Origin of the sequence: Rickettsia sp. Oklahoma-10 (assembly GCF_039954865.1) — a bacterium.
GTDB classification, from domain to species: Bacteria; Pseudomonadota; Alphaproteobacteria; order Rickettsiales; family Rickettsiaceae; genus Rickettsia; species Rickettsia oklahomensis.
Genome location: NZ_CP157197.1, coordinates 991573 through 1009361 on the forward strand (window position 1 = coordinate 991573; position 17789 = coordinate 1009361).

A 17789-nucleotide genomic window follows, 5' to 3' on the forward strand; every position below is an offset into this window, starting at 1 on the left:
AACTGATATTCTTATTGAGAAATTTTAATAGAATTTTTATATTCTTTATTGAGTTCTTTAGTCGCCCAAAGCCAGGTTAAGCAAGTAATTATAAATATAATCATTAAACAGATGGCAATAGATTGATAACTAGCGGAAGGCAACATTATAAATACTAATGATTGTAAAAATGCACTACCTGATTTACCGAGTTTTGTACCAATTACATCAGCAGCAGCTTTACCTTTTATTTTTATTTCTGGATCTAAAGGCACATAAGCCATTTCTTTTGTCGCATCAAATAAAGTATATTTGCTTGATTTACTAAGCACATTTTGAATAGCACCGATTGTTATGGCAATTAAAGCAGGGTCGGTTAGAATAAAGTTTGCTATTATGAGAACTGCAAATCCTTCAAAATTATTAACGGTGAAAAATAATATACCGGTAATAAAAACTATTAAAGGTGTGATAACTGCCGCCGTAAACCAGCCAAGTCTTCTAACTATATTTGAACCAAGTACGACAAATAAAATAGTAAATACACCCGTATAACTTAAATAACTTCCTATAAAAGCAGCATATTCTGTTGGAGTTTTATAAATTTTAGTAGCTGCTGCTTTCCAAGGACCTTCTACTAAATTTATTGCAATGCCATAGCAAATTAGTAAAGTTGCGATCAATCTGATATGTCTTGAAGAGAGAATCATCTGAAAACTTTCGGCAATTGTCATTGATTTTTTCTTTACTTTAAACTTGAGTAATACCATATGCTCTTTATCTAGTATTTTATGATTAAGCAGCCAAAAAGTTTTAATAGCTATTATGCCTAAAATTAATACTATGCTGAGTATAATTTGTATAGAAAGCATATGAAAAGATGATTGTAATGCAAATTTATTAGTTATATACTCGTTAATATTACTCAGATTTTCTAAAAATTGTCCTGCAAAATAAATGCCTGTTTGACTAAGTAAACCAAACAATGGATAAAATCTTTTAGATTCTTCAACTGTAGTAATATTATTAACAAACTGCCAAAAAAGTAATGCAAAAACTACATTTGGCCATAATTCAGCTATTATGTAAAATAAAGAAAAACTCCACTTTGATAAAAGCAATATAAACCATTTTAAATTAGGTAAACTGACTGTTAAATTTTGAATGGTTACAGGGCTTAAATGTAATATTTCATGATTCGGGAAAATAATATAAGCAAATAAAGCAAAAAATGCCAAAAAAATTGATATAATAAGATAAAATATATTTTCTGCTTTTATCCTATTAACAAGCTTTACATAGATAGCAGTCATTAAGAAAGCAGATGGCATTACTCCCCAAAATTTTAAAAATGAGATAGTCTCGGCACCGATCATAGTGGTAACAATACTATCTTTTAAAGCTCTTATTAAATTTTGGATAAATAAAATGCAGAACATTAATAGGGTGATGAATAAAAATTTAGAAACTTCATAGCGTTTTATAGGCCAGATATAATCGGTAAGTTTGAAAAGATGGCTATTGATTTTAGAGGAAGAATTTTCTATATTATTGGGGTTAATCGTCATTATTTGGGCTAACCTAATCTTGTTATTGGCTAGAATTATATATTAAAGATTTTCTAAATTTACGTCAAGTTAAAATCAAATTAAAATGGGTAATTATTGGTTAAATTTTTATAAACCAAGAGGTATAAGTTCTTCTAAACTTGTTGGCATAATAAAAAAAATACTCGGTAAAGTTAAGGTAGGACATGCCGGTACTTTAGACGTAGAAGCAGAAGGGATATTACCGCTTGCCGTAGGCGAAGCAACAAAATTAGTTCAAATTCTTATTCATGCTAGAAAAACCTATATTTTTACCGTTCAATTTGGCAAGCAAACTGATAGTGGTGATTATGCAGGCAAAGTAATAGCAACACAAGATTATGTGCCATCTAAAGATGCAGCTTATAATGTATGTTCTAAATTTATTGGTAATGTAACCCAAATACCTCCTACTTTTTCTGCTCTAAAAGTTAACGGCGTAAGAACTTATAAGCTAGCAAGAGTTGGAAAAGAAGTAGAGTTAAAACCACGAAATATAAATATCTATGATCTAAAATGTTTAAATTTTGATGAGAAAAATGCTACCGCTACCTACTATACGGAATGCTCAAAAGGTACTTATATAAGGACTTTGGCAAAAGATTTGGCATTATCCTTGCAAAGTTTAGGATTTGTGATAGAATTACGCCGTACTCAGGTTGGAATATTTAAAGAAGAAAATGCTATCCGCATTAAATCGTCTGACAAAATTACCAAAAATTTCCTAGAGGAAAAAGGTATGAAGATAGAAGCAATACTGGACGACATCCTGGTTCTTGATGCAACAGATCAGCAAGCACAGCAAATTAAATATGGACAGAAATGTTTATTTAATTATGAAAAAGACGTTAATCTTTTATGGGTTCGCTATAAAGGTGTTGTACTTGCAATAGGTAGCTTAAACAAGAATTGCTTTAATTCTTTACGAGTATTTAATTTAACACAATAGACTTCTTACCTAACTTGTTTCTAAAGGTAATTTGCACGTCAATCCGATGCTCGCATCCTCACTGACTATAGTGTACTCTGTAGTTCTGCGCTTCGTGTTCAAGTTCCTCTTTATTAACTGTATGCAAGAAGTATAATAAATTAAGGAGAAATTATCGATGTCGATTACTACAGAACGTAAACAACAATTAATTAAAGAATATGCTATAACGGAAAATGATACTGGTTCAAGTGCAGTACAATGTGCTATCTTAACTGAAAGAATCAATAATTTAACTGATCATTTTAAATCTAACTATAAAGATCATGCTTCAAGGCGTGGATTATTAATTTTAGTCGGGCGTCGCCGCAGATTACTTAATTATATAAAAAAGAACAATATTAGTGCATATTTAGAGTTAATAAGTAAACTCGGTATTAGGAAAGTAAAGTAATATACTTAGATCAACTTCAAAAATTGGCTACATAGTTTTATAAGTTCTGTGGGGCTCACTTAATTTAAGTATACGTTCCACTCCTTGAATTATAGAGACTCATTACTCTTTATTGAAGTTGATCTTCGTATACCAATGTTGCCTTTACTTGAAGTAATATCTTACATCATGACCTAAATCGTTATTGTAAATAATTATAAAGAGCATGGTATCCACAACAAGTAATTAAGAATATCAAAAATATAAATTATGAAATGAGATAAATAAATGTTTAACGAAATAACTAAGAGTATTACATGGAATGGAAAAATTCTGGAGCTTAGTACAGGTAAAATAGCACGGCAGGCTGATGGCAGCGTTACGGTAAAAATGGGTGATTCCGTTTTATTATGTACGGTAGTAGTAGCTAACAAAGCAAAAGAGGGTATCGGGTTTTTTCCTTTAACAATTAATTATAGAGAAATGTCATATGCTGCTGGTAAAATACCTGGTGGTTTTTTTAAGCGTGAGGGAAAAGCATCAGATAGAGAAGTTTTAGTATCTCGTTTAATAGATAGACCGATTAGACCATTATTTCATCCAGCTTTTGTTAATGAAACACATATAACTTGTACAGTACTTTCATATGACCCTGAAACTCCGGTAGATATACTTGCCATTATCGGTGCATCAGCTGCACTTGCGCTATCTCCTGCCCCTTATCTAGAAATAGTTGCTGCAAGTAAAGTTGGTTTAATCAACGGTGAATTTGTTTTAAATCCAACACTTGAATTATTAAAAACAAGTCAGCTTGATTTAGTAGTTGCAGGAACAGCAGATTCAGTAATGATGGTGGAATCGGAAGCTCATTTACTCTCTGAAGCACAAATGCTAGAAGCTATAAAGTTTGGATTTGAAAGCTTCCAGCCGGTAGTAAAGATAATTAAAGCACTAGAACAAGAAGCTAAAAGACCGAAGTTTGAAATGCAAGATTTATACCCTGCTGCATTAAAGAAAGAAATTGAGCAGTTATTTGCAAAAGAAATTGAACAAGCTTTTGCTATAAAATCTAAACGGGAACGTAACAGTAGTTTAGACTTAATTCCTGAAAAGGTTCTTACACATTTTATAAGCGACATAGAAAATAAAAAATATAATAATTATCAAATAGAATCAGCTTTAAAATCTGTTGAATCAGATATATTACGCAAAGAAATTTTAGAAAAGAATAAACGTATCGATGGAAGAAGTACCACGGATATAAGACAAATTGCTTGTGAAGTAGGTTTATTACCTTCTGCACACGGTTCAGCTTTATTTACTAGAGGCGAAACGCAAAGCTTAGTCAGTATCACACTTGGAACTAGTTTAGATGAACAAATAGTTGATAGTTTAGAAGGTGAATATAAAGAGCGTTTTATGCTTAATTATATCTTTCCGCCTTACTCCGTAAATGAGGCAATTCCTATGAAAGCACCTAGCCGTCGTGAAGTCGGACATGGTAAACTTGCATGGCGTGCTATTCATCCAATATTACCTAATAAAGTACAATTCCCCTACTCTATAAGAGTTGTAGCTGAAACTACGGAATCTAATGGTTCTTCTTCAATGGCAACCGTATGTGGTAGTTCTCTTGCTTTAATGCACACCGGTGTTCCAATAAAAGCACCGGTTGCAGGCATTGCTATGGGGCTTGTTAAAGAAGGCAAGAAACTTGCCGTATTATCGGATATTCTTGGAGATGAGGATTATTTCGGTGATATGGATTTCAAGGTTGCAGGCACTAGTGAAGGAATTACTGCATTACAGATGGATATTAAAATATCCGGAGTAGATTTTAAAATAATGAAAGTAGCTTTAGAGCAAGCACGACTTGGTCGTTTGCATATACTTGAGCAAATGAATAAAGTTATTAGTAAACCAAATAGCGAACTAAGTAAAAATGCTCCTTCTACTACTAATATAAAAATAGATAAAGATAAAATTAGAGATATTATAGGGCCAGGTGGTAAAGTAATAAAGGAAATTTGTGAAACTAGTGGTGCTAAAATAGATATAAGAGATGACGGTACAGTTTCCGTTTATGCTTCAGATAGAGATAAGCTAAAAATTGCCTTAGATAAAATTAAAGCTATTGTCGTCGAACCTGAGATTGGTGAAATATTTAACGGTACGGTAATGAAAATATTAGATTCCGGTGCTTTTATTAATTATTTAGGTAATAAAGACGGATTTGTTCATATTAGTGAAATTTCAGAAGAAAGAATAGAAACGGTTAGCAGTGTTGTTAAACAAGGCGATATAGTAAAAGTTAAGCTAATAGGTTTTGATAATAAAGGTAAAGCAAAACTAACTATTAAAAATGCTAAGGAAAATTCAGAACCTGAGCAACATGATTCTATTAAAAAACGCGCTTGGCATGAAGATAATAATGCAGGAACAGTTGAAGTAATTACAGAACGTAAGTATTTTAATTAAATGTTATTCCCGCCTTTGCGGGAATAACATAAATACAGAACCAATAATAACAATGACCAACACAAATAATTACCGCACCATTGCAAAGAGGGTTATTTCTAGTGAAGCAAGTGCTTTAGAAAAATTATCTAAAAATATTCCTGAAGACTTTAACAAAATTATAGAATTTTTATTATCTTTTAAAGGACGGGTAATTTTAACGGGTATAGGTAAAAGTGGTTATATTGCAAGAAAAATAGCTTCTAGCTTTTCTTCTACCGGTATGCCTGCTTTTTATTTACATCCGGCAGAAGCAAGTCACGGTGATTTGGGTATGGTGACGAGAGATGATCTAGTAATTATGATATCTAATTCCGGTGAAACTAAAGAATTATTTAATATAATTGAATATTGTAAGGACTTTTTTATAAAAATTGCTGCAATGACAATGAATAAAAATTCCACTTTAGCTAAAAAAAGTGATTTTTTATTAATAGTACCTAAATATTCAGAAGCGTCCGTAATCGGTGCTCCTACTATATCATCTTTAATAATGTTATCACTCGGTGATGCTTTAATGACTGTTATACATGAAAAACGAGGTTTTACTAAAGACGATTTTAAGGTTTATCATCCGGGAGGTACCATTGGTGCTAATTTAACAAAAATTAAAAACCTAATGCGTAGTGGCGCTGAAATACCTTTAGTATATGAAGATACTTCCTTTGCCGAAACTATAATTGTTATGAATAAAAAACGTTTAGGTTGTACTCTTGTCACAGATAAAAACCAAAATTTAGTAGGCATTATAACTGATGGGGATTTACGTCGTCATATTAACGCTCAGATCCACTTAAAAACAGCATCAAACATTATGACTAAAAATCCTATTCATATCTCATCGGAAATATTTGCAAAAGAGGCTCTAAATTTAATGAAAGTCAAGAATATCACTAATGTACCAATTGTTGATAATAATATTATTACAGGCATTATTCATATTCATGATTTGCTTCGTATCGGAGTTAACTAAAATCTATGTCCTCTTCTTATAAACGGCGAAAAGAATTTTGGAAATCTGTCTATCTTTTAATAATACTTGGAATTTTGTATATAGGATATATACTAATTAAAAGCGGTTATATTAATGCAGAAAACAATATTAATATTACAAAAAAAAGTGTAAAAGATAATAAGAATTTTGATTTAAAATATAATATTATATTGCAAGATTCAACTTTTAAGGGAGTAAATAAAAATTTAAATGCGTATACGATTAAAACTGAGCGAGCTATAAAAGAGTTGGATAAAAAATATAAATTAGATATAATAAATGCTATTTATAATGTAAATAAAGACCAACATCTTATTATACATGCGCAAGAAGGCGTTTTAGACGAAGAATCAAACATATTAGATTTAAAAAACAATGTACAACTTTTTTTTGATAAGATTATATTTAACACTAACAATGCAAGGATTGATTTAGTAAATAAGAATATAACCAGTAATGCCCCTGCTAAGCTATTTTACAAAAACTCTTCAATTACTTCAGATAGTTTTAATACGAGCGATGAAAATAATATTATAGTTTTTAAAGGAAATGTCTCTACAATCATCGATTTATCAGATTATTAAACTTGTAGTATTTATATTTATTACTGTTAATATATCTTATGCTAGTGATAAAGATATTTCAAATTTACATATTACATCTGATACTTTAATTATTGATAGAACCAGACAAATGGCAGAATATCTTGGAAATGTCATTGTTTACTACGATAATGTAATACTTAGAACGGAAGAATTATATATTTTTTATAAAACAATAGATAAAAGGCAAACTATTGATCATATAGTTGTTCCTACTAAATTAACCGTAGAAAGAAAAATGAATAATGAATTATTACTTGCAAATTCAGCTAAATATTTTTTTGATAATAAACAATTAATTCTCATTGGTAATGTAATATTACAGCGTGATGATAATGTTTTAAAAACTAATACACTAATCTATTATATAGACATTGTTAATAAATAGCATTGGCCTTGTTTATACCGTGACCACTCCCATGGTATCCAGAAAAACAACTTAAAATACTAATAATTTAAATTATAAATTAGACCTAGTGATCAAATCATGTGATGACATTAGTGGAATTGATAGATGCAACGAAACGCAAATAAAAAAGATGTACAACTTAAAAGTTAACAATATATCAAAGTCCTATATAAAAAGGAATATATTAAGTGATGTGTCTCTTAATATAAAACAAGGGGAAATAGTCGGGTTATTCGGTCCTAACGGAGCCGGCAAAACAACTTGCTTTAATATTATTATCGGCTTAATGAAGACGGATTCCGGACAATTACTTTTAAATGATATAAATATTACTAACTTGCCTATTTATTTACGAGCAAGGCTTGGAATTGGTTATCTTCTTCAAGAACCCTCAATATTTCGTGGATTATCGGTTGAAGATAATATTAAAGCTATAATTGAAATATCTGAAAATAATCAGGAAGTAATTGAACAAAAAACCCATAATTTATTAGAGAAATTTTCTATAGTGCACTTAAAAGATCTGCCTGCAGCCAGCTTATCGGGTGGTGAAAGGCGTAGACTTGAGATTGCACGCTCACTTGCAATAGAACCTAAATTTATTATGCTCGATGAGCCACTTGCCGGTATTGATCCGCTTGCTATTGCCGATATCAAAAACCTAATTACTTATTTAAGTGAACTCAATATAGGTATTTTAATTACTGATCATAACGTACGTGACACTTTAGATATTATTGACCGTGCTTATGTTATTTTTGAAGGCAAAGTATTATTAGAAGGAAACGCTAAGGAAATAGCAAATAGCAAGAAAGTTAAGGAGGTGTATTTAGGTGAGAGTTTTAGCTTTTAGGCTGTGTATAATCGATGAATGTCAAAAATTGACTACGCTGTTCTCACGTATTAAGTACGCTTCGTTCCTCATCTTGTGAACTCCTTGCTTTTTATTGAAGTTGATATTCGTATTATAACTATTCTTTATTGTTTAATTACTAGCTTCCTGCTTTTGTAGGAATTGATATAAAAGGTTTTCTATGCAAATTAACAAAGAAATTTTTAGGGCTTATGATATAAGAGGCAATAGCCTTAAGGATTTAACTGAAGCAGTAGCTTATAAGATAGGATATTGTTTTACCAAAATGAGTATAAGCAATAATAATAACAAAATTTGTGTTGGTGTAGATGGTCGGCTTAGCTCTCCTACCCTGTGTAAAGCCTTAGAACTAGGATTAACTGATGCAGGAGCTAAGGTCATAAATATTGGTGTAGTTCCAACTCCTGTATTATATTTTGCTGACAAAGAATTCAAGCCTAGCGGTAGTATTATGATTACGGGATCGCATAACCCTCGTGACGATAACGGCTTTAAAATGCTGCAAAATGGCAAATCTTTTTTTGGAACTCAAATACAGGATTTATTAGCAAAGATTTTGGATAGTAATGTCATTCTCGACTCCAATCATGCTATGCCTGCGAATGCGGGAATCCAGGAAATAATAAAAAGTAATGTGGATCCCAGTTTACACAGGCATGAAATAGAGTACAGAAGTACCATAGCATCTAAATATCTAAAAAATATTTTAGAGGGAATAAATATTAATCCAAAATTAAAAGTAGCTTGGGATTGTGGTAATGGAGCAACAGGTAATATCATTAAAGAGTTAAAAAGCCATTTAGCTATAGTTAATTCAGTTGGATTCGGGTATAAAGAGTTAGGAGCAAAGCCTATAACTAATAGGAAAACGATGAGTGATATAGCAGGGGAATCCAAATCAATTGACTATAATGAAAACATAATCCTAAATAGTATAATTGATGGGAATTTTCCAAGCCATCATCCTGACCCTACTAACCCTGCTAATTTACAAGAATTAATTAAAACGGTTAAAGAACAAAATTGCGATCTAGGTATCGCTTTTGACGGTGACGGTGATAGAATCGGTATTGTAAGCTCAAGCGGTAAAATATTATTTGGTGACCAAATTTTATGCATATTTGCTGAGGATATTTTAAAGGCAAATCCAAATGCTACTATAATAGTTGATGTAAAAACTAGTCAGTTAATAGTTGATAAAATAAAATCATACGGCGGAAATCCTATAATATGGCGCACCGGTCATCCCTTTATTAAAAGTAAAATGCTTGAGACCAAGGCGTTACTTGCTGGTGAAATGAGCGGTCATATATTCTTTGCCGATAAATATTTAGGCTTCGATGATGCAATTTATGCAGCTCTCAGATTTTTAGATTTACTTAGCAGATCAAGTAAAACTCTCGATGAGATAATAGATAAATTACCAAAAAGCTATAGTACACCGGAAATTAAAATATTTGTTCCTTCAGAATTAAAGCTAGAAATTATAGAAGAAGTAAAACAAAAACTACTTGATGCTAAAATAGCATTTAACGATATAGACGGTATACGAGTAAATACTGAACATGGATGGTGGCTGCTGCGTAGTTCTAATACCGAATCTATTATAGTTGTAAGGGCTGAATCTACAAGTAATGAAGGATTGATAAAATTAAAAGTTATAATCAATGATTTATTAAGTAAATACGGACTAACAATAGATAGGTGAAAAAAAAGGAAATAATTATATTATGCGGCCCTACTGCTAGTGGAAAGTCTTATTTAGGTCATAAATTTGCCAAAGCTTATAACGGCGAAATCATTAATATCGATTCAATGCAGGTTTATAAGGAGACTCCTATTATTACTGCTTCTCCGTCTCAAATTTATAAAACTGAAATCCCGTATCATTTATATAATTTTCTATCAATTACGGAAGATTTCTCGGTAATAAAATATATAAAACTTGCTGCCGAAAAAATAAAAGAAATAACGAGTAGAGATAAACTACCTATATTGATAGGAGGAACAGGATTATATATTAATTCTTTAGTTTTTGGTTATAATAATATTCCTGATATAACAGAGGATTTACAAAAACAAGCTAGAGAGCTTCATAGTAAAATAGGTAATATAGAGTTATGGAATAAATTAGAGAAACTTGACCCACTTGCTGCGTCTAAAATAAACCAAAATGATACTCAGCGTTTAATTAGAGCTTATGAAGTTTTTAAGCAAGCCGGTAAATCGATTTTTTTCTTTCAAACTTTACCAAAAGAACAAATCTTATCTGAATTCAATTTTCAAATTATATTCTTAAATCCTGAGCGAAAATTTTTATATAAAACATGTGAGCAACGTTTACAAAAAATATTTAAAGAAGGTAGTATAGATGAGATTGCTTTAATAAAAAAACAATTCACACCGCAAGATTGTTTAAATTTAAAAGCAGTAGGAGTAAAAGAAATTTTAGCTTATTTAGATGGCAATCTAACTTTAGACGACGCTTTAAGTGCAGCTCAAATAAGAACACGCCGGTATGCTAAAAGACAAGTTACTTGGTTTAAAAATCAGATACAAGATAAAATCACATTAGAATATTCTAACCAAGAAGAATTTATTCAAATATTAGACATCTTTCTACACTCGCACTCGCTTATAGAGAGGAATTTAAAAGGAGACACGAAATGCAGCACTGTAGCGTAGCGTAACACCGTGAGGACGCGAGTATCAGAAAATCACTTAATAGAAGTACAGTTTTGAAATGTGTCTTTAAGAAATTTTTTTACTAATTAATACATTTATCCTATATATTTCTTCTTTCTTTTTATTATTGGAAATATGAGTAATGGAAAGTAAATTGATCATAAATTTGCGATGATATCTTGTGCTTCTTTTATATACAGAAGGTAGAACTGTACTTTTTAATTCTATGGTTTTATTAAAATTCTTTAATGTATTATCTTTAATAGAATTTGTTATTTATTGCCATAAAAATAATGAGATATATTTAATTATATAAACATAAAATTATCTCATAATTGATTCAAAGAAATAAATTAAGCATTACTTAAATTATGATGATTAATAAATTAATTTAATCTAAGGTTTATAGAGTTATTTGTGTGTGTTTTTTACTTTTTATTGGTAATGATTTATAAGTGTACGATTTATTGTGATTATCTTTACTATCTAAATTTGAAGCTATACGTTTTACTTGTTTAAAAATATTTGATACATTAATTTTTTTAAACTCATTTTTAAAGTTATCTCTTAACTGCTCATTGAAGATTTCTTTTGGTAGGTAAATTCCACCGGTAATAGTGCCTGCCCAAGTATATTTGGATTTAGAATTTAAAGTAGATGCAATATTACTTGCTAACTTTTTTAGATTTTTCGGCTCTAAAAAATTATTTATACTACCAGGATTTTCTTTAGAATATTCAGAAACGATAGGTTTGAGCATCTTATTAATCATATAAAAATCTTCCCCTCTATTATCACCCTTATCAAAAAGTTTTTGTGATATTTGTTCACTTAAAATATTTGTCAATAAATTACTTTTAATATCTTGTTTATTTGCAATATTTTCATACAAAGGGTTCAATACTTGTAATGGAGAATTTATATGATTTGTAATATGTTGATATTGATTTGTTTTAGGAGTAGCTAGATCAGTAACCATATTCATAGGTAATGAATTTAACTTTTCTATAAAATAGTCTTTAACTGTTTGATTTTCTTCATATAATATTTTTACCTGTTGAACAAATTCTTTTTTACTAAGTAAATTTCCTTTGCCATCGGCTTGTATTTGTAAAAATACTTTATCAATTGCCTTATTAATTAACTGAGCTTGTTGTTCTTTAATTAGTTCAGGTGCTAAAGCAGGGATAGTCTTATCAAGATTATAAGTGTCAGTAAATAGCATTAAATTATCAGGTAATTTAGCACCTGCTAAATTAGTATTTTTAAAATTACAATCTTTCAAAGAGGTTACTTTAGTTAAATCTGCATTTTTTAATGACACGCCTGAGAAATCAATGTTAGATAAATTACCTACTAATATAGCTCCCTCTAAGTTGAATTTTCCATTTTGGATTTTATTTAAATTCTTTTTAAGAGTAATCGCATCTATAGTTTTATCTTGAAAATCTTGCGATGCACTAAATGCATCTTTTACTTTTTCAGTAGCATAGCTAAAACCTGCTTTTATAATATTCAGTAATTGCCCTTCAAAATAATTTGTTTTTTGAGCTAGATTATATATTGCACTAGCAGCCCCGTGATAATTACTTTTTTCAACTTCTTCTATAACGCTCACTAATTCATCAGGATGGTTTAACATTGATGGAAGTATATTATATAATTCTTTCTTATCAAAGTTATTTATACCTGGTATATCTACTAAAGTTTTATCTAGAATACTCGCAAATATTTCTCTATTATTGTTTAAATATTTTTTGATTTCAGGATTGTCTTTAGTTAACGTTATTAACTCTTTTGCCATGCCCGTATAATTACCTTTAACAAAATCTTGAAAAACCTTTTTTAATGCTTCAGGTTTATCAAGTAATATAGGCATTACACTAGTTAGTTTTGTAATATCTCTCGCTTCTAGATTATAATTTATAAGTTGTTGTTTTATATTTTGGTTGCCTTTTTCATCGTGTTCTAAAATCCCTGTAATTAAATTATTAAATAAGCCTTTTTTACTTTGTTCTACTAATATATCTTTTAATTTAAATGAAGGATTATTAAGGGCAGAGATTATATTACTGGTTACACTCATATAATCGCCTTTATTTAAGTCTGTAATAATAGCATAAGCAATTTCTGGTTTTGACATCACTTCGCCTACTATACTAAGCATTTGTTTATCAAAATAATATTCTTTTGTTATGCTTTGTACGCTAGGAGTATTTTCAATAATACCTAAAGCAATATTTGGTAAGATTTTTTTATTGTTAGCAAAAAAACTTTTTAATTTATCATCACCCGCTAACCTTTCTAAGGATTTCTCAAGAGCTACCATTACACCTTGATTTGGAGCATTAAGAGTATCAAAAATCTCTTTTGTTTCAGGAATTTTATTTAATAAGGTAGGAATAATATCTAAAATTTTAAGATCAATTTTGTAGCTTTCAAAATATTCTGTTAAAAAAGGTTTAGCTTGTTCTTGTGCTTCTGCTAAGAAATTTTCAATAATTATTTGTGTTTCAGGAGATAACTTGTTAAATCTTTTTAGAGAATTAATATTATTTATATTTTCAGCTAGTTCTTGCTTAAAATCAGGATGTTCATTAAATATTCTTATAACTTGCCGATATATATCATCACTTTGAGGTTTTTGTAATATATCATCAAAAGTTTTGACATAATCACTTGGAAGTATTTCAGTTGCTCCGATACGTATGTAATGTGTAATATCTTCACTCTTTTCATTAAAAAATTTTTTGAAATTTTTATCGGTAACCAGCATATCCAAACTGCTTGAAGTCACTTTATGCCAGTCCGGTCGTTCTTGCTTTATTTCAATTGCAATTTCTCGAAGTTTTCTAAGTACTTTGTCATTTTTAAAACATTCTTTTAGTATTTCTAGTCCCTTTTGATCTAGAACACTCTTATCTTGAAATTCTCTAAAGCCTGCTTTTGCTAAGATTTGACCTATTTTAGGCAAATCATCTGAATGTTTTTTTAGAAATTCCCATATGGAAGATTTTTCTAGAAGTGATTTTTGAAATTCCGGATCAAGATATATATTAGAAGATTTAGCAAGCTTAATAAGATGATAAGTGTTTACAGGATTAGTTAAAACAAACCTTGCTCCGAGTAACATCGTTTTTAAACTTATATTTTTTGAAGATGATAAATCCTTAATTGCACTCTTGAGCACTTTATTAGTGCTAGAAGAAGATAAAATGTTTTCTACAACTTTTTGATAATTTTTCTTGTTTATAACAGTCATAAAATTACTCGAAATTTCTAAGTCTATTTTAAAAAATTTTTAAGAAAATAGATCAAGTATAATATATTATTTATTATCCATTTCAGCAAATACTTCTTCCCATGAACCAGTAGTCGCCGCTTTAGAATATTCAGTTGCTCTATTTTCAAAAAAATTCGTATGTTCAACCCCGTTTAGCATTTCATCAAGCCAAGGAAGTGGGTTATGATTTACCAAATATACATCTTTGAGTCCTAGCTGCATTAAACGACGATCGGCAATATAACGAATATATTGTCTTACTTCATATGCCGTTAATCCCTCAATACCGCCTACTTCAAAAGCAAGTTCAATAAAGGCATCTTCAAAATGCACTATAGTCGTACAAGCTTCATAAATACGTTTACGTAACGTTTCTGTCCAAACTTCAGGGTTTTCTCTTACAAAAGTCTTAAATAGAGTAATAATTGAGTTAGTATGGAGTGTTTCATCACGCACTGACCAAGTAATAATCTGTCCCATACCTTTCATTTTATTAAAACGAGGGAAATTAAGCATAATCGCAAAAGAAGCAAATAGCTGTAATCCTTCCGTAAAAGCTCCAAATACTGCTAAAGTAGTTGCTATATCTTCTTTAGAATCTACCACAAATTGCTGCATATAATCATACTTGTCTTTCATTTCTTTATATTTAAGAAATGCTGAATATTCGACTTCCGGCATACCTACTGTATCAAGTAAATGCGAATATGCTGCAATATGTATTGTTTCCATATTAGAAAATGCCGATAGCATCATCAATATTTCAGTCGGTTTAAATACGCGTGAATAATGCTTCATATAGCAATTATTCACTTCTATATCTGCCTGAGTAAAAAAGCGAAATATTTGTGTTAGTAAATGCTTTTCACCTGGAGTTAAGTTATATTTCCAATCTTTCACATCATCGGCAAGCGGTACTTCTTCCGGTAGCCAATGAATTTTTTGTTGAGTATGCCAAGCTTCATATGCCCATGGATATGAAAACGGTTTATAAATTGGGGTTGCATCAAGTAGTGACATAACTTTTTCTTATTTATTTTTTAATTTCTTATTAATAACGCATCTTATCATCTATCTCACTTGTAGGCATTGTTGCATGACTACTAGTATTTTTCCGTCATTGCGCAGAAAAGCATAAGTTTTGACACAGCGCAATCCAGAAATCTTTAATGTAATACTGGTATCTTAGGACACAATTCGTTATACAAAATAACATATAATTTACTGACAAGCTAAGCATTCTTCATAGTCACCAGTTTCTACTATCTTATCATTTTGTTTCTCTAAGTCTTTAAAATCTGCCTTTAGTACATCATGCGAGACCTTATCGGCTCGCTGTATTGATGTCGATCTACAGTAATATAAACTTTTTACACCTTTTTTCCATGCTTTAAAATGAATATTATTTAAATATTTCTTACTAACATTACCTGGTAAAAAGATATTTAATGATTGTGCTTGAGTAATATAAGGAGTACGATCACTTGCTAGTTCAATTAACCAATTCTGATCAATTTCATAGGCAGTTTTAAAAACCTGCTTTTCTTCTTCGGATAAAAATGTTAAATGTTGCACCGATCCTTCATGTGTTGCAATTGAAGACCAAACTTGATCATTATTAAATCCTTTCTCTTGTAATAACTTTTCTAAATGTTTGTTACGTACGTTAAAAGAACCTGTTAAAGTTTTCTGTACAAAGCTATTAGCGGCAAACGGTTCTATTCCTGGCGAGGCATTACCTGCTATTACCGAAATTGAAGCGGTAGGTGCTATTGCAGTTTTATTACTAAACCGCTCATTACTTCCAGCATCTAGAGAGTCAGGACATGCTCCTTTTTCTTTACCAATTTCTATTGATGCTTTATCGGCTTCAGCAGATATATATTCAAATATCTTTTTATTCCAAACTTTTGCCATAACCGATTCTATCGGTACTTTTTTCATTTGCAAAAATGAGTGAAATCCCATTACACCAAGCCCAACGCTTCGCTCACGCAAAGCTGCATATTTAGCTCTTGCCATGGTATCTGGTGCTTTATTAATGAAGTCTTCTAAAACGTTATCAAGGAACAACATAATAGAATGGATAAATTCTTTATCGTCTTTCCACTCTTCAAAATACTCTAAATTCAAAGAAGAAAGGCAGCAAACTGCAGTTCTTGATTTTCCTAAATGATCAGTTCCAGTAGGCAATGTAATTTCGCTACAAAGATTGGACATTTTAACTTGAAGTCCTAGTTTTTTATGATGCTCCGGGATAGATTTATTAACGCTATCGATAAATAACAGATACGGCTCACCTGTTTCTATTCTAGTAGTTAATAATTTGACCCATAAGTCTCTTGCTCTGACTTTGTTTGTAACTTTTTTGGTAGCAGGACTCACAAGGTCAAAATCTGTATTATTTTCAACAGCGTGCATAAACTCATCGGTAATAGCTATACCGTGATGAATATTAAGAGATTTTCTATTGACATCCCCCCCTATTGGACGTCTTATATCGATAAATTCTTCAATTTCAGGGTGGTTAATAGGCAAATATACAGCTGATGAACCTCGTCTAATAGAACCTTGCGAAATAGCAAGAGTCATAGAATCCATTACTTTAATAAACGGTATAATACCGGATGAATGGCCTTTATTATGAATTTCTTCGTTAATAGACCGTACATTTCCCCAATAGCTACCAATACCCCCTCCTCTTGAAGCTAGCCAAACATTTTCCGTCCATAAATTTACTATATCGTCTAAGCTATCATTTGTCTCATTCAAGAAGCATGATATAGGTAACCCTCTATCAGTTCCGCCGTTACTTAAAATCGGCGTTGCCGGCATAAACCACATTTTACTCATATATTCATATAGCTTTTGAGCATGCTGTTTATTTTCAGCATAATAACTAGAAACTCTTGCAAATAAATCTTGAAAATCCTCACCTTTTATAAGATATCGATCCTGCAGAATAGCTTTACCAAAAGGAGTAAGTAAATTGTTGTTATGGTTATTTATATTTATTTGAAATTTGTTTTTTTTAAGCGTGTTCATTATAGATAATATAGGGTTATAGGCGTTATTTATAATGCTTATTTTGAAAAAATAATACTATATTCAGTGTGTAGAATCTTCACCTAAGTAGACACGAGAATAATAATTTATTCAATATAAATATTTATTTTTTTTTAGATTTTTGACTTGACAATAAAACATTGGTAATCAAATAGTTGAGTAAATTGAATACCAGCAAATCTAGTTGAATTAGACCAAGAAGATGCTTTTACTATTCCTACTCGCCAATTTTAGTCATTGTATTTACATACTCATATGTCCCGTTTTCAGTGCAATAATTGAGTTCCTCTAGTAGTGCTAAACAATTAGCATTTGGGCTGAGAGTTAGTTCATTAGGACAATGGACCTAATCTCTAATCCTCATGTACGTTTTTTGTGTACGCTATGGTTTGCAGGAAGTGTCTCCAAGAGATTCAGAAATAGCTCCATCTAC

General features: G+C 30.7%; 12 protein-coding genes and 2 pseudogenes. 10 read left to right on the plus strand and 4 right to left on the minus strand.

Annotated elements, in window-relative coordinates; translation table 11 throughout:
* Positions 1–11: 11 nt before the first annotated feature.
* A complete protein-coding gene (tlc4, locus tag AAGW17_RS04465; protein WP_347938812.1) occupies positions 12–1547 on the minus strand; it encodes an NTP/NDP exchange transporter Tlc4 in 1536 nt (511 codons plus the stop codon).
* A gap of 85 nt (positions 1548–1632) precedes the next feature.
* On the opposite strand from tlc4, the gene truB reads away from it, so the two are divergent.
* From truB to miaA, 10 genes and pseudogenes are all read left to right on the plus strand, one after another.
* A complete protein-coding gene (truB, locus tag AAGW17_RS04470; protein ID WP_347938813.1) occupies positions 1633–2514 on the plus strand; it encodes a tRNA pseudouridine(55) synthase TruB in 882 nt (293 codons plus the stop codon).
* Between the two features lie 157 nt (positions 2515–2671).
* Positions 2672–2947 (plus strand): 30S ribosomal protein S15, encoded by a 276-nt coding sequence (gene rpsO, locus AAGW17_RS04480; protein WP_347938815.1) that lies wholly within the window; start codon positions 2672–2674, stop codon positions 2945–2947.
* A 267-nt stretch (positions 2948–3214) separates the two neighbouring features.
* Complete coding sequence (gene pnp / locus AAGW17_RS04485; RefSeq protein ID WP_347938816.1) at positions 3215–5404, plus strand: polyribonucleotide nucleotidyltransferase; 2190 nt, start codon at positions 3215–3217, stop codon at positions 5402–5404.
* A 52-nt stretch (positions 5405–5456) separates the two neighbouring features.
* Positions 5457–6416 (plus strand): KpsF/GutQ family sugar-phosphate isomerase, encoded by a 960-nt coding sequence (locus AAGW17_RS04490; protein WP_347938817.1) that lies wholly within the window; start codon positions 5457–5459, stop codon positions 6414–6416.
* A 5-nt stretch (positions 6417–6421) separates the two neighbouring features.
* Positions 6422–7021 (plus strand): LPS export ABC transporter periplasmic protein LptC, encoded by a 600-nt coding sequence (gene lptC, locus AAGW17_RS04495; RefSeq protein WP_347938818.1) that lies wholly within the window; start codon positions 6422–6424, stop codon positions 7019–7021.
* A complete protein-coding gene (locus AAGW17_RS04500) occupies positions 6987–7427 on the plus strand; it encodes an LptA/OstA family protein (protein WP_347938819.1) in 441 nt (146 codons plus the stop codon). The genes lptC and AAGW17_RS04500 overlap by 35 nt, the downstream gene beginning before the upstream one ends.
* 151 nt (positions 7428–7578) lie before the next feature.
* Positions 7579–8301: an LPS export ABC transporter ATP-binding protein gene (gene lptB / locus AAGW17_RS04505; RefSeq protein WP_347938820.1), complete on the plus strand. Its 723-nt coding sequence runs from the start codon at positions 7579–7581 to the stop codon at positions 8299–8301.
* A gap of 181 nt (positions 8302–8482) precedes the next feature.
* Positions 8483–8809 (plus strand): annotated as a pseudogene (locus AAGW17_RS05280) (phosphomannomutase/phosphoglucomutase); the annotation flags it as partial.
* A 204-nt stretch (positions 8810–9013) separates the two neighbouring features.
* Positions 9014–10030: pseudogene (locus AAGW17_RS04510) on the plus strand (phosphomannomutase/phosphoglucomutase); the annotation flags it as partial.
* Positions 10027–11007, plus strand: coding sequence for a tRNA (adenosine(37)-N6)-dimethylallyltransferase MiaA (miaA, locus tag AAGW17_RS04515; RefSeq protein WP_347938822.1), 981 nt, complete (start codon positions 10027–10029; stop codon positions 11005–11007). The pseudogene AAGW17_RS04510 and the gene miaA, both read left to right, overlap by 4 nt.
* Positions 11008–11410: 403 nt before the next feature.
* Here the strand turns inward: miaA and AAGW17_RS04520 are convergent, their stop codons facing one another.
* The 3 genes from AAGW17_RS04520 to AAGW17_RS04530 all read right to left on the minus strand — a co-directional run bounded on the left by AAGW17_RS04520 (position 11411) and on the right by AAGW17_RS04530 (position 17335).
* On the minus strand, positions 11411–14269 hold the full coding sequence (locus AAGW17_RS04520) for a pentapeptide repeat-containing protein (RefSeq protein ID WP_347938823.1): 2859 nt from the start codon (positions 14267–14269) through the stop codon (positions 11411–11413).
* A 66-nt stretch (positions 14270–14335) separates the two neighbouring features.
* Complete coding sequence (locus AAGW17_RS04525) at positions 14336–15310, minus strand: ribonucleotide-diphosphate reductase subunit beta (RefSeq protein ID WP_347938824.1); 975 nt, start codon at positions 15308–15310, stop codon at positions 14336–14338.
* Between the two features lie 201 nt (positions 15311–15511).
* Entirely contained in the window at positions 15512–17335 is a 1824-nt protein-coding gene (locus AAGW17_RS04530; protein WP_347938825.1) for a ribonucleoside-diphosphate reductase subunit alpha, read from the minus strand.
* Positions 17336–17789 lie beyond the last annotated feature (454 nt).

Coding starts and splice junctions, on each gene's coding strand:
- pnp (WP_347938816.1), top strand. CDS start 3,215: ATGTTTAACGAAATAACTAAGAGTATTACATGGAATGGAAAAATTCTG.
- AAGW17_RS04525 (WP_347938824.1), bottom strand. CDS start 15,310: ATGTCACTACTTGATGCAACCCCAATTTATAAACCGTTTTCATATCCA.
- AAGW17_RS04490 (WP_347938817.1), top strand. CDS start 5,457: ATGACCAACACAAATAATTACCGCACCATTGCAAAGAGGGTTATTTCT.
- lptC (WP_347938818.1), top strand. CDS start 6,422: ATGTCCTCTTCTTATAAACGGCGAAAAGAATTTTGGAAATCTGTCTAT.
- truB (WP_347938813.1), top strand. CDS start 1,633: ATGGGTAATTATTGGTTAAATTTTTATAAACCAAGAGGTATAAGTTCT.
- AAGW17_RS04530 (WP_347938825.1), bottom strand. CDS start 17,335: ATGAACACGCTTAAAAAAAACAAATTTCAAATAAATATAAATAACCAT.
- rpsO (WP_347938815.1), top strand. CDS start 2,672: ATGTCGATTACTACAGAACGTAAACAACAATTAATTAAAGAATATGCT.
- AAGW17_RS04500 (WP_347938819.1), top strand. CDS start 6,987: ATGTCTCTACAATCATCGATTTATCAGATTATTAAACTTGTAGTATTT.
- lptB (WP_347938820.1), top strand. CDS start 7,579: ATGTACAACTTAAAAGTTAACAATATATCAAAGTCCTATATAAAAAGG.
- AAGW17_RS04520 (WP_347938823.1), bottom strand. CDS start 14,269: ATGACTGTTATAAACAAGAAAAATTATCAAAAAGTTGTAGAAAACATT.
- tlc4 (WP_347938812.1), bottom strand. CDS start 1,547: ATGACGATTAACCCCAATAATATAGAAAATTCTTCCTCTAAAATCAAT.